Origin of the sequence: Streptomyces sp. NPDC059564, assembly GCF_042735575.1 — a bacterium.
In the GTDB taxonomy this organism is placed as follows: Bacteria; Actinomycetota; Actinomycetes; order Streptomycetales; family Streptomycetaceae; genus Streptomyces.
The window spans coordinates 1-12282 of the sequence record NZ_JBHWBP010000234.1 but is presented as its reverse complement, the minus strand read 5'-3'; the positions used below and the strand labels follow the sequence as shown (position 1 = coordinate 12282).

Here is a 12282-nt window from a genome sequence, read left to right as displayed (position 1 = left end):
GCCCTCAGCAGACCGGGCGTCGTCCGGTGTCGCGGGCGGCCTCCTCGGCCGCCGCCACAGGGGCCGGCAGCGAGGGCACCGGCTCGCCCAGTGGAACCAGCACGCCCGTCGCCTCGGCGGAGATCCGGCCGCCTTTGGCGGCCACCCGGCCGGTGGACACGGCCACCAGGATGCCGCGGGCGGCGACGTACGCGGGGAAGCTGTCCGTGTCGCGCCGGTGGCGGGCTGGTTCCCGGAACCCGCCGAGCGCGGGGAACCCGTCCTGCCCGGTCAGCGTGTACGAGGACGTCACCAGCCGGTACGTGCCGTCCAGGCGCAGCGCGGAACCCCCGATGAGCACGTCGGCGGGTGCCACCCGGTCGCCGACCGGCCCCGCCGCGTCGAAGGAGTACCGGACGTTGTCCGAGACCGCGAGCGGGGCGTACGTCAGCGTGCCGTGCGCGTCGAGCGCCCACTGCTGCTCCAGGGCGTCGTGGAGCTGTCGGCCGCTGACGGTGGCCGTGACCAGCGGACTGCCGTACCCGACGGCCCGCCAGGCCCGTTCGAAGCTGACGGGATCCTCCGTGGCGGAGCCGAGGAGGAGGTCCGTGTTGATGACGCTCCTGCCGGTCCGGGGGGCCAGGGCGATGAGCGCCAGGTCGGCGCGGCCGCCCTGGGGGCGGGGGCTGGTGTCGAAGGAGTCCGGCGGCTGCGCGGAGGCCCACAGCGCCCAGTCGGCGACGAGGTTGCCCATGGTGCTCTCGCCGGCCGCCGACAGGGCACGGCGGAACGAGGCGCGCTGGCGGCAGATCGTCGTGGCCGCGTGCCGGGTGGCGTACCCCTTCCAGTAGTCGACGAGCTTGCCCATCTCCGGATCGGGGGTGACGTCGCGGGTGTTGGGGTGGTTGGTCGAGGTGGTCAGCTCACGGACCACCGCGCCGGTGGCGGGGTCGAGGCGCAGGGTGATCTCGTTGACGATCTGTCCGTGGCAGCCGGCCTCCACGAACGGCCGGAGCCGTCCGGCGGGGTCGGGCAGCATCATGGTGAAGGCGCAGTGCCAGTGCCCCGTCACGATGGCGTCGATGTCGGCGGAGACGCGCAGTGCCAGGTCGTACGCGGGTCCGCTGGGGTCGGTGCCGGAGTCGAAGGCGGATCCGGCCACGGCACCGTCGTGCATGCTGAGCACGATCGCGTTGACCCCGCGGGCCTTGAGTTCGGCGGCGCAGCGGTTCGCGGCGGTCAGCTCGTCCAGCGTGGTGAGGCCCGGCTGGAAGGAGTTCGAGAACTGCTCCGTGCCCAGGGCGGTGAGGTGGATGAAGCCGATGGGCAACTGCCGTCCGCCGGGGGCCCGTACCCACTCGATGTGGTACGGGGGCAGGACGGTCGCCCCGCCCGGGCCGGCGACGGCGTTGGCGCTGTAGTAGCGGAAGTCGGCGCCGTGGAAGCGCCGTCCGCGCGAGTCGGGGAACGTGTTGGTGCTGCCCTCCCCCTCGTACGGGCGGCCTTGCTCCATGTGCTGGACGAGGAATCCGGGCGTACGGTCGAACTCGTGGTTCCCGGCGGTCGCGAAGTCGAGCCCCAGCAGGTTGAGCGCCTCGACCGTGGGTTCGTCGGACAGCGTGAAGGCGGGGAACTCCCAGCCCGAGAAGAGGTCGCCCGGCGCGAAGAAGAAGGTGTTGGCCCGTCCGGCGCGCAGCCGCTTCAGATGCGTGGCCATGTACGCGACCCCGCCCACGGTGTACTTCCGCCCGCCCGCGCCGGTGATGACGGAGTCCCGGTCGGGCGGCGCACTCAGGTACCCGTGCAGATCGGTGATGTTCAGTAGTTGTACGTCGACGTATCCGGCCCCGCTGACGGCGTCGAGCGCCGCCCGGGTGGCCGCGGCGGCGCTGCCCGTGACGGCACGCACACCGACGGCCCCCGCCGCGGTCAGGAACACGCGCCGGCCCAATCCGTTCATGGCGACTCCCGGTACGAGAGCTGCGGATGCTTCGGGCCCATTCTCCGGGCCCCGTCCATCCAACCGGTGTGCGCCAGGCACCGGTTCGGCGAATCACGGACGAACTCCACTCCCCCGCCCCGCGATACGTGCGGAAACGCCGATGCGGGGCCCCGCGTCGGCGGGGTCCCGCATCGGTGCTCGGCAGGGGTGGCGGTCAGGCCGTACGGGGCGGGGTGCGGGTGCCGTCCGTGCACAGGGCCCAGATGACGAAGAGGGAGATGGCGATCGAGATGAGCGCCCAGACCGGCGTGTAGGGCATCCACATGAAGTCGAGGATCACGTTGATGGACGCGAGCACCACACCCATGACGCGGGCCCAGCCGGCGCCCTTGAACAGGCCGATTCCGACGACGATCAGTACGACGCCGACGACCAGGTGGATCCATCCCCACGCCTCGACGTTGAACTTGAACACGTAGGAACCGAGCCGCGTGTACACCTCGTCCTCCGCGATGCCGGCGATGCCCTTGATCACGCCGAGGACGCCGTCCACGAGGAGGAGGACAGCGGCGAACATCGTGCCGCCCGCCGCCCAAGCGCTTCCGGCGCCGCCGGAATGCGGGGGTCGGGGGGTCGTCGTCTGTTGGGACACGGAAAGCTCCTTGAACCGGGGGTACGGCCGCTTCCGGCACGCACCCCCAGCCTTCGGCGGGACCCGGGAGAGGGACACCGGAGCGCGGCCGTTCGGGTGAATCCGGTCCCGGGCGAGGCGCGGATCCCCGGCACGCCGGATCCTGGGACGGTGGGAGGCATGACGTGGTCCCCGGATCCCGACGCTCTGCGCGGACGCGTCGCCGTCGTGGCGGGGGCCACGCGGGGCGCGGGGCGCGGCTTCGCGGCCGCGCTGGGGGAAGCCGGTGCGACGGTGATCTGCACGGGCCGGAGCAGCGTCCGGGGGAACGCCGGGTCCGACTACGACCGGCCGGAGACCATCGAGGAGACGGCCGACCTGGTCACGCGGCTCGGCGGGACCGGAATCCCCGTACGGGTCGACCATCTCGACCCCGCGCAGGTACGCGCCCTCGCCGACCGGCTGCGCCGTGACCACGGACGCGTCCACGTCCTCGTCAACGACATCTGGGGCGCCGAACTCCTCAAGGGCGGCCCCGCGCGGTGGAACACACCGGTGTGGGAGCACGATCTCGACGACGGCCTGCGGATCCTGCGGCTCGCCGTCGACACCCATCTGATCACCTCCCACCATCTGCTGCCCCTGCTGATCGCCGAGCCCGGCGGCCTGCTCGTCGAGGTGACGGACGGGACGACCGGCAGCAACGCGGACCGGTACCGGATCTCGGTCTTCTACGACCTGGCCAAAGCCGCGGTGAACCGGCTGGCGTTCTCCCAGGGGCACGAGCTGGCACCGTACGGAGCCACCGCGGTCGCCATCAGCCCGGGATGGCTCCGCTCGGAGATGATGCTCGACAACTACGGTGTCACGGAGGACAACTGGCGCGACGCCCTGGCCCCGCACCGGAGCGGCGGCCTGCCGACCGCCCCGGAGGGCTTCGCCCGGTCCGAGTCTCCGCGCTACGTCGGCCGGGCCGTCGCGGCCCTGGCGGCGGACCCGGACCGCGCCCGGTGGAACCAGCGGTCGGTCACCTCGGCGGAGCTCGCCGGGGTGTACGGATTCACCGACACCGACGGTACGCGGCCGGACAGCTGGAGCACGCCGTGAGCCGGCCCGCTGCTCGCGGGAACGGGCTCAGGCGTCGAAGGAGCCGTGCCGGCCCGCGCCGGCGGCGAAGCGGTCGGCTCCCGACCGGGTTTCTCCGGCGCGGAGCGGGACCATGCCGTGCCGGAACTCGGCGGCCAGGGCGTCCGGTTCGCTCAAGCCGTGCTGCTCCAGGACCGAGAGGCGGTCGTGGAGCAGGCACAGCTGCGGGAACCCCGCGATCTGCCGGGCCAGTTCCTCGGCCGCGTGGCGGGCCCGGCCGGGCGGTACGACGCGGTTGGCGAGCCCCATCTCGTACGCCTCGGCGGCGGAGACCGCCCGGCCGGTGAGGATCAGGTCCATGGCCCGGCTCTCCCCGATGAGCCGTGGCAGCCGTACGGTGCCGCCGTCGACGAGCGGTACGCCCCAGCGCCGGCAGAACACCCCGAAGACCGCGTCCTCCTCCGCGACGCGCAGATCGCACCACAGGGCCAGCTCCAGGCCTCCGGCGACCGCGTGTCCGGCGACGGCCGCGATGACCGGCTTGCCCAGCCGCATCCGCGTGGGTCCCATCGGGCCGTCGCCCTCCGCGAGCACCTGGTTGCCGCGCGCGGTCCCGACGGCCTTGAGGTCGGCGCCCGCGCAGAACGTGCCGCCCTCGCCCCACAGCACGGCGACGGCCGCGCTGTCATCGGACTCGAACGCACGGAAGGCGTCGGCCAGTTGGGCGGCGGTCGGGCCGTCGACGGCGTTGCGGACCTCCGGGCGGCTGAGGACCACCGTGAACACCGGGCCGTCCCGCTCGATCCGTACAGCCGGCTCCTCGCCCACCCCGCACCCCTCCCGCTCGCGTACCCGGCGGCCGAGCCTACTCCGCGGTCCACGGGGACGCTGAAGCACGCCTCCTGAACGGCCTCGTGCGGCAATCCCTCATACGGGCGACACCAACCTGTTCGAGCGAGTTTCGCAACCCCGTGCCCATGGGAGGCTTGACCTAGCGCCCCACAGGGAACGTTCGTTCACCGCCCGTCCCCGGAACGGCCGTTACAGGACCTTCCGGGGGCCGTTCCTGGAGCACCGGTACCCCTCAACACGCCGCCTCCGGAGGAACTCGTGCACCCCACCCCCGCACCGCCCGTGTCGGACTCGGAACAGCTCCTGTTCGGCGGAGAGCTGGCCTACGACATCGGCTGGGACCGGCACGAGGGCGCCTGGCTCACGCTCGGGCTGTGGACCATGGCCAAGGGCCTGCCGCGCACCGTCGGCATGGGCGTGCGGCTCGCGCACCTCGCCGACGCCCGCGCGTTACGGGTGGTCCTCGGCGCCGAGTTGGGGCGCGGCATCGCCCAGGCGGTCGGGCTGGTCGCCGTCAACGGCGTACTGGGGCACGTCCTGGCCGGCGGGTCGACGAACGAACGCCTCGCCCGGGCGGTGCCCGCCCTCCTGGTGGTCGCCGTCACCGCGCTGCTCGGCTCGCTGCTGCGGTCCGCGTCCACGGCCGCGACGGGTGCCCTGGAACCGAAGGTCCAGCGCGTCGCGACGGAGCGGTACCTGGGGCTCGTACACCGGGTGGAGCTCGCGGCGATCGAGGACGACGAGTTCCACCGGCTGCTGGACGCCGCCCGCTACGGGGCCGACTCCGCGCGCCGGATGATCCGTCACTGCACCAACACCCTGAACTCGGCGATCTCGCTGTTCGCCGCGGCCGGTGTCCTCACGGTCCTGCACCCGGCGCTCCTGCCGCTGCTGGTCCTGATGACCCTGCCGAGCGCCTGGAGCTCGCTGACGATCTCCAAGCAGCGCTACATCAGCTTCCACACCTTCGTGCAACACGCCCGCGCCGGGCAGCTGCTGGGGCAGTTGCTGACCCAGCAGGAGGCCGCCGCCGAGGTCCGCGTCCACGAGGTCGGCCCGTTCCTCCTGGGTCATTTCCGGAACATGGCCGAGACCAGCGAGCGCGAGCAGACCCGCCTGGCCCGCCGGGCCGCCCGGGTCGGGCTGATCGCCGACGGCGCGGGCGGCCTCGCGACGCTGCTCACGTACGGGGCGCTCGGGCTGCTGCTGTGGAGCGGCTCGATGGACCTCGCGGTCGCCGGCACGGCGGTCCTCGCCATCCGCACCGGCGCCTCCAGCCTCGACGCCCTGGTCCTGCAGATCACCGACCTGCACCAGGAGTCCTTGTTCGTGGCCGACTACGAGCGGCTGTGCACCGAGGCCAAGGCCCGGGCCATCCCCGCCAGCGGGGAACCGCTGCCGGAACGGCTCCGGGAGGTCCGCTTCGAGAAGGTCACCTTCACCTACCCCGGCAGCACCGGGGAGACCCCGGAGCCGACCCTGCGCGAGGTGTCCCTCGCCTTCCCGATGGGCAAGGTCATCGCCCTGGTCGGGGAGAACGGCTCCGGCAAGTCCACCCTGGTCAAGCTGCTGGCCGGCCTGTACCTCCCGGACGAGGGGTCCGGCGGCACGGTCTGGTGGGACGGGGTCGACGCCGCGCGGGCCGACCGCCGGCAGATCTTCGCCCGGGTCGCGCTCATGTCGCAGTCCTTCTACCACTGGCCGTTCACGTTCCGGGTCAACGTCGGCATCGGCCGGCCCACCCGTCCGATCGACGACCCGGCGGTCGAGGCCGCAGCGGCCTACTCGGGCGCCGACACCGTCCTCGCGGGGCTTCCCCGGGGCCTCGGCACCCTCCTCGCGCGGGGCTACCGGGGCGGGCACCAGATCTCCGGCGGCCAGTGGCAGAAGATCGGCATCAGCCGTGCGAAGTACAAGGACGCGGACATCCTCATCGTGGACGAGCCCACGAGCGCGCTCGACGCCGTCGCCGAGCAGAAGGTCTTCGACCAGATCCGGAGCCTCGCCGCGACCGGCCAGACGATCGTCCTCATCACCCACCGGCTGCACTCCGTCCGGCACGCGGACGTCATCCACGTCCTGAAGGACGGCCGGGTCGCAGAATCGGGCACCTTCACGGAACTCATGGACGAGAGGACGGGCACCGGCGAGTTCCGCGACGCCTACCTCGTCCAGGCCGCCGCCTTCGCGGACCCCTTCCCGTCCCCGCGCGACGGGGCGGCGGAGTCCAGGGCGAAGGACCGGCCATGACGACTGGGACCACGGCCTTCTGTGGCCTTCGGTGGGAAGGCTGGGCGGCGCGGCTGATCTTCACCGGGCTCTTGCTGCTGCTCGCCACCTGCACCTCCGCCCTCGTCCTGCGCGTGGCGACGCACAACGCCCTCGTCCCGTGGCTGGTGGGGGGTGTGCTGGCCTGGTATCTGCTGTGCCGGTTCGCCCTGCCGTTGTGGGTCCGGATCCGTCACACCACCGAGGAGTAGCGCCCCCGCCGGGGTGGGGCTGGGAGGTACGGGATCCAGTCGACGTGCGTGGCCGGCCCCGCACGACACGTGCCCGTCCCCAGGAGTGCGGGCGGGGGCGGCGGGTAGGCGCCCGGCATGTTCCCCGTGATCGACCGCACGGCATCGCTCCTGACCCGCGGCTACGCATGGGCCCCCGACCTGCGCCGACGCCACGCGGACGCGCCCGCCGTCCCGACCCGCCTGATGGGCCGGCCCGCCCTGCTGCTGCACGGCCCCGCCGCCGTGGAGTTCTTCTACGACGAGCGCCACGTACTGCGCCACGACGCGCTGCCCGGTCCCGTGCTCGACACGCTGTTCGGCCGGGGCGCGGTGCACACCCTGGACGGTGACGCGCACCGCGTGCGCAAGGCCATGTTCGTGTCCCTGCTGACGGGCGGCGGCTCCGTGGACGCGCTCACCGACCGCGTCGAGGACCACTGGCGGCGCGCGGTCGACGGCTGGCGGGGCCGCGAGGCCGTCCTCTTCGACGAGGTGGCCGCGGTGCTCGACCGGGCCGTCTGCGACTGGACGGGGACGGCGGCCCCCGAGGACGCCGCCCGCGAGGTCGCCGAGGACTGCGTGGCCATGGTCGACGGCTTCGCGAGCGTCGGGTCCCGGCACTGGAAGGCGCGGCGGGCGAGGGCCCGCCAGGAGGGCGGCCTCGCCCGCACCGTCGACGAGGTGCGCCGGGGAGCCGACCTCCTCGGCCGGGGATCCGGCGACAGCCGCCTGGAGACGGTGGTCCGGCACCGTGACGTGTCCGGCCGGCTGCTGGATCCGCACACCGCCGCCGTGGAGCTGCTCAACATCATCCGGCCGACCGTGGCCATCGCCTGGTACGTCACCTTCGCCGCGCACGCGCTGCACCGCGCGCCCCGGCTGCGGGACGACCTGCGCACGGGCGGCGACGCGTACGCCAGGGCCTTCGCCCACGAGGTGCGCCGCTTCTACCCCTTCGTCCCGTTCGTCGGCGGGCTCGCCGCCGCCGACCTGCACTTCCTCGGACGGCCGGTCCCCGAGGGCACCCTCGTGCTCCTCGACGTCTACGGCCACCACCACGACCCCGGCCTCTGGCCCGACCCCTACCGCTTCGACCCGCACCGCTTCCTCGGCCGGGAACCCGGTACCGGCGAGCTCATCCCGCAGGGCGGCGGGGACGCCCGCACCGGCCACCGCTGCCCCGGCGAGGACATCACCGTCAGCGTGCTGGCGGCCCTCGCCACCGACCTGGCCCGCCTGCCCTTCGACGTCCCGGAGCAGGACCTGCGGATACCGCTCCACCGCATCCCGACCCGGCCGCGCAGCGGGTTCGTCCTGTCGGTCCCCACCCTGGAGCGGGCCCGTCACGCCCCGCCGGTCCCGTCCCCACCGGCGCGGCCCGGCGTCTGAGGCCGGACATGCGGAGGGCGGGCCGCCCGCATGGGAGTCCGGTCCCCGGGTAGGCGCCGGGCACCTTACGAGGAGGGGTACATGGACATCCTGACCATGGGCGTCGAAGAGGAGTACCACCTCGTCGACCGTGCCACCCGCGCCCCGGTGAACCGGGCCCCGGCCGTCATCGGCGCCCTCGCCGGGGAGCTGGGCGAGCAGGTCCAGTCGGAGTTCTACACCACCCAGGTCGAGGTCTGTACGGAGCCGACCGCCGACCGGGACGACCTGCGCGCACAGCTGCGGCGGCTGAGGCGCACGGTGGCGGACGGCGCGCGTCTGGCCGGCTGCGCGGCGGTGGCCTCGGCCGCCCCGGTGATCCGGCCGGAGGAACCACTGACGGTGACCGACAACGACCGCTACCGCACCATGGCGCGACGGTTCGCCGCGCTGCTTGACCCGTACCACCTCGTCTGCGGCTGTCACGTGCACGTGGGAACCCTCGACCGGGAGAGGGCCCTGGCGCTGGCGAACCACATGCGTCCGTGGTTGCCGGTGCTCCAGTCGATCACCTGCAATTCGCCGTTCGTCTGCGGTCGTGACTCCGGCCTGGCCAGCTGGCGCGCCGTCGCCCACGCCGACTGGCCGACCGTCGGCCCGCCTCCCGTCGTCGACGAGGTCCAGTACCTCGCCTACGTCGACGGCCTGGTCGGCTCCGGCGTGCTGCTCGACCGCCGCATGGTGTACTGGTACGCCCGGCCCTCCGAGCACGTGCCGACGCTGGAGATCCGGATCTCCGACGTCAACGCGGACCTCGACACGGTGACCCTGACCGCCATGCTCGTACGCGGTCTCGCCGGGGCGCTCCTCGTGGACGTGGACGCGCACGTACCCCCGCCCCTGCCGCCGGAGCCCGCGCTCCGCAGGGCCCACCGGCTGGCCACGATGTACGGCATCGAGGGGCCCGCCCTGGACCCGGCGAGCGGCCGGGAAGAGCCGGCCACCTTCCTCGTCGACCGGTTGTTCGACCGGGCCGCCCCGGGGCTGGCGGCGGCCGGCGATCTCGGCACCGCCGAAGCCCTGTGGCAGGGGCTGCGCTGCCGCGGTACGGGCGCCCGCCGCCAGCGGGCGGTCTACCGGGCCACGGGCAGCCTGGAGGCCGTCGTCGACAGCCTGGAGGTGGCCGTGGCCGACCGGCCCCTGGAAGCCGCCTGAAGGGGAGCCGGGCACGGACGGCGGATCGTAGCCGCAGGAAAGGACGGTGGGCGGATCATGGCACGTGTGAGCGTCGAAGGAGCCGACGTCGTCGTGCGGCTGGGCTTCCGGGACGGGCTCGCGGCGCGACGGCGCGAGGTCCGCGTACCCGTCGCGGCGCTGCGCCGGGTCGACGTCGAGACCAGCTGGTGGCGCGTACTGCGCGGGGAGCCCGGCCCGGGCGTGTGGGCCCCGGGGCGGTGCGTCGGGATCCGGCACGCGCTCGGCGGCGAGGACTTCGTCGCGGTGCGGGCCGGCAGCGTGGTGCTGTGCCTGGACCTGGGCCCCGGCGCACCGTTCGGCCGGGTGGCCGTCTCCGTCGCCGACCCGGAGCCGACCGCGCGCGCCCTGCGCGCGGTGATGCCCGAGGAACCGGCCCCCGCCCCGGGGGCGGAGCAGCGGCCGCTGCTCCAGCACGAGGGCGGAACGGCGGACGACCACGGCCGGCCGCCGGGGGCCGCGTCGCGGACCGGTACGGGTGCGCAGCAGCCGCCCCTCGACGAGGAACGGGTGGAGCGCGCCAACGCGGACCGGATCCGCCGGGACCACGTCATCCACCCGGACGAAGGCCGGGAAGGCTAGGCGGCCCTGATGGCCGAAAACGCACCCCTGTGGCGCTATGGCCCGTGAGCGGCGTGTTTGCATGTTTTCATGATTGTTAACGCACAAGAAACATCCGAGCGCCGGACCTACGTGGACCGCATCCTGGAGCACTGGCACAAGGACGAGGACGCCGAGGCGCTCGTGCAGGGTGAGCAGCGGCTGACGCGGGGGGAGGCTCGGCGGCGGCTGTTCAGTCTGGGGCACGCGCTGCGCCGGCAGGGGCTCGCGCCCGGCGACGGAGTGGGGCTTTTCCTGGCCAACCGTGTGGACTCCGTCCTGGTGCAGCTCGCGGTCCATCTCATCGGCTGCCGCGTCGTGTTCCTGCCGCCCGAACCGGGGCCCGGCGAGCTCGCCGCGCTGGTCGAGCAGTCTCGGGCGCGCGCCGTGGTCACCGACCCGCTCTTCGCGCAGCGGGCCGCCGCAGCCGCCGACCGCAGCGTCCACGCACCCGTGCTGCTCAGTCTCGGGCCCTGCGAGCAGCAGTGCACTGACCTGCTGGCCCTGGCGGCCCAGTGCCCTTCGGAGCGGCCCGACAGCGTGCCCGCCCCGGGAGCGGACGAGGCCGTCACCGTCCTTTACACCGGCGGCACCCTGGGCCGCCCCAAGCTCGCCGCGCACAGCTACCGGCTCTACGACGCGCTGATGGACCTGATGGATGACGGGCCGGAGGATTCCCGCCCCGCGCTCTTCCCGACCATGGACCCGGACGCGGACCGGGTGCTCGCCGCCACGCTGCTCACGCACGGCAGCGGCCATCTCACCTCGATCCAGGCGCTGGTGACGGGGTCCGTCCTCGTCGTGCTGCCCGAATTCGAAGCGGGGGCGGCGCTGACGGTACTGCGCGAGGAGCGGATCACCGCCACCATGTTCGTACCGCCCATGCTGTACGCGCTCCTCGACCACCCGGAGTGCGTGCCGGGCGCCCTCCCCGCGCTGCGGGGGATCCTCGTCGGCGGCGCGGCCTCGTCGCCGAGCCGTCTGCAGCAGGTGGTCGAGGTGTTCGGGCCCGTCCTCAGCCAGGCCTACGGGCAGTCGGAGGCGCTCGGTATCGCCGCGTTCGGCGCGGAGGACCTCGCCTCGGCGGCCCCGCAGCGGCCCGAGCTCTGGCGCAGCTGCGGTCGCGCGATCTCCGGCACCGAAATCGAGATCCGTGGTGAGGACAGCGCGACGGCGCTGCCCGTCAGGCAGGTCGGCGAGGTGTGCCTCCGGGGCGAGACGGTGATGCTCGGCTACTACGAGGACCCGCAGCGCACCGCGGAGGCGCTGCACGACGGCTGGCTGCGCACCGGCGACATGGGCTATCTCGACGCCGAGGGGTACCTCTATCTCGTCGACCGGGCCAAGGACATCATCGTCACGGGCAGCACCAGCGACAACGTCTACTCCCGGGTCCTGGAGGACTTCCTGCTGACGCTGCCCGGTGTGCGCAACGCGGCGGCGGTGGGCGTGCCGGACGAGGAGTACGGGGAGGCCGTACAGATCTTCCTGGCCACGGCCGAGGGCGCCGACGTCGACCCGGACGCGGTCAGCGCGGCGGTGACCGCCGAGTTGGGGGACCTGTACACGCCCCGCAAGACGGTCCTGCTGGACCGGCTGCCGACGACCAAGGTCGGCAAGGTGGACAAGAAGGCGCTGCGCGCCGCGTGGACGGGCGCGGCCTCGAAAACGCCGTAGGCCCCTCCGGCGTCAAAGGCGTGGATCGCCGCCCTCCCGCCGCGCGCGCCGACGGGCGGCATGACCGCCCGCCCGTTCGGCTACGGCCCTTCCTCGTCCAGGTCCTCGATGACGTGCATGGCCGCTTCCTCGGCGGAGGCGGCCCCGGCATCGATGCCGACGTCGCGCGCGATCACGTGGTTCTCGTGCGGGAACGCGGTGGCCGGGGCCAGCCGGCCGGCCCGCACACCGCCCGCCTCGGGGTCCACGGGCTCGCCCTCGCCATCCGTCAGGTCCCCGATCCCGTCTCCCGCCGGTGGCTCCAGCTCGGGGACTTCGCGGGCGAGGCGCTCGTCGAGGCTGTTCCCCCGCTGCTGTGCGAAGGGCCGCTCGGGGGCCATGCGCACCGACCT

At 73.6% G+C, this 12282-nt stretch carries 10 protein-coding genes and 1 pseudogene; 7 read left to right on the top strand and 4 right to left on the bottom strand.

The window, feature by feature from the left end:
- Positions 1–4 precede the first annotated feature (4 nt).
- Both ACFV0Q_RS29310 and ACFV0Q_RS29305 read right to left on the bottom strand, forming a co-directional pair.
- The gene (locus ACFV0Q_RS29310; RefSeq protein WP_385009376.1) at positions 5–1939 is read right to left on the bottom strand and encodes a bifunctional metallophosphatase/5'-nucleotidase; all 1935 of its coding nucleotides are present in this window, start codon (positions 1937–1939) and stop codon (positions 5–7) included.
- A gap of 196 nt (positions 1940–2135) precedes the next feature.
- On the bottom strand, positions 2136–2573 hold the full coding sequence (locus ACFV0Q_RS29305) for a hypothetical protein (RefSeq protein ID WP_385009375.1): 438 nt from the start codon (positions 2571–2573) through the stop codon (positions 2136–2138).
- A gap of 159 nt (positions 2574–2732) precedes the next feature.
- On the opposite strand from ACFV0Q_RS29305, the gene ACFV0Q_RS29300 reads away from it, so the two are divergent.
- On the top strand, positions 2733–3659 hold the full coding sequence (locus ACFV0Q_RS29300) for an SDR family oxidoreductase (protein WP_385009374.1): 927 nt from the start codon (positions 2733–2735) through the stop codon (positions 3657–3659).
- 27 nt (positions 3660–3686) lie between these two features.
- Here ACFV0Q_RS29300 and ACFV0Q_RS29295 read toward each other — a convergent pair whose 3' ends face one another.
- On the bottom strand, positions 3687–4466 hold the full coding sequence (locus tag ACFV0Q_RS29295) for a crotonase/enoyl-CoA hydratase family protein (RefSeq protein ID WP_385009373.1): 780 nt from the start codon (positions 4464–4466) through the stop codon (positions 3687–3689).
- A 405-nt stretch (positions 4467–4871) separates the two neighbouring features.
- On the opposite strand from ACFV0Q_RS29295, the gene ACFV0Q_RS29290 reads away from it, so the two are divergent.
- From ACFV0Q_RS29290 to ACFV0Q_RS29265, 6 genes and pseudogenes are all read left to right on the top strand, one after another.
- Positions 4872–6740, top strand: coding sequence for an ABC transporter ATP-binding protein (locus tag ACFV0Q_RS29290; protein ID WP_385009377.1), 1869 nt, complete (start codon positions 4872–4874; stop codon positions 6738–6740).
- Positions 6741–6781: 41 nt separating this feature from the next.
- Positions 6782–6970 (top strand): annotated as a pseudogene (locus ACFV0Q_RS29285) (hypothetical protein); the annotation flags it as partial.
- 117 nt (positions 6971–7087) lie between these two features.
- The gene (locus tag ACFV0Q_RS29280; protein ID WP_385009372.1) at positions 7088–8380 is read left to right on the top strand and encodes a cytochrome P450; all 1293 of its coding nucleotides are present in this window, start codon (positions 7088–7090) and stop codon (positions 8378–8380) included.
- A gap of 81 nt (positions 8381–8461) precedes the next feature.
- Positions 8462–9574: a YbdK family carboxylate-amine ligase gene (locus ACFV0Q_RS29275; protein WP_385009371.1), complete on the top strand. Its 1113-nt coding sequence runs from the start codon at positions 8462–8464 to the stop codon at positions 9572–9574.
- 66 nt (positions 9575–9640) lie between these two features.
- Positions 9641–10195 (top strand): hypothetical protein, encoded by a 555-nt coding sequence (locus ACFV0Q_RS29270; RefSeq protein ID WP_385009370.1) that lies wholly within the window; start codon positions 9641–9643, stop codon positions 10193–10195.
- 69 nt (positions 10196–10264) lie between these two features.
- Complete coding sequence (locus ACFV0Q_RS29265; RefSeq protein ID WP_385009369.1) at positions 10265–11890, top strand: class I adenylate-forming enzyme family protein; 1626 nt, start codon at positions 10265–10267, stop codon at positions 11888–11890.
- An 80-nt stretch (positions 11891–11970) separates the two neighbouring features.
- Here the strand turns inward: ACFV0Q_RS29265 and ACFV0Q_RS29260 are convergent.
- On the bottom strand, positions 11971–12282 hold a 312-nt coding region (locus ACFV0Q_RS29260), incomplete at its 5' end, for a DUF5709 domain-containing protein (protein WP_385009368.1).

What these genes read in the sequence shown, in the direction of transcription:
- ACFV0Q_RS29310 (WP_385009376.1), bottom strand. Translation starts at nt 1,939, where the DNA reads ATGAACGGATTGGGCCGGCGCGTGTTCCTGACCGCGGCGGGGGCCGTC.
- ACFV0Q_RS29300 (WP_385009374.1), top strand. Translation starts at nt 2,733, where the DNA reads ATGACGTGGTCCCCGGATCCCGACGCTCTGCGCGGACGCGTCGCCGTC.
- ACFV0Q_RS29290 (WP_385009377.1), top strand. Translation starts at nt 4,872, where the DNA reads ATGGCCAAGGGCCTGCCGCGCACCGTCGGCATGGGCGTGCGGCTCGCG.
- ACFV0Q_RS29280 (WP_385009372.1), top strand. Translation starts at nt 7,088, where the DNA reads ATGTTCCCCGTGATCGACCGCACGGCATCGCTCCTGACCCGCGGCTAC.
- ACFV0Q_RS29275 (WP_385009371.1), top strand. Translation starts at nt 8,462, where the DNA reads ATGGACATCCTGACCATGGGCGTCGAAGAGGAGTACCACCTCGTCGAC.
- ACFV0Q_RS29265 (WP_385009369.1), top strand. Translation starts at nt 10,265, where the DNA reads ATGATTGTTAACGCACAAGAAACATCCGAGCGCCGGACCTACGTGGAC.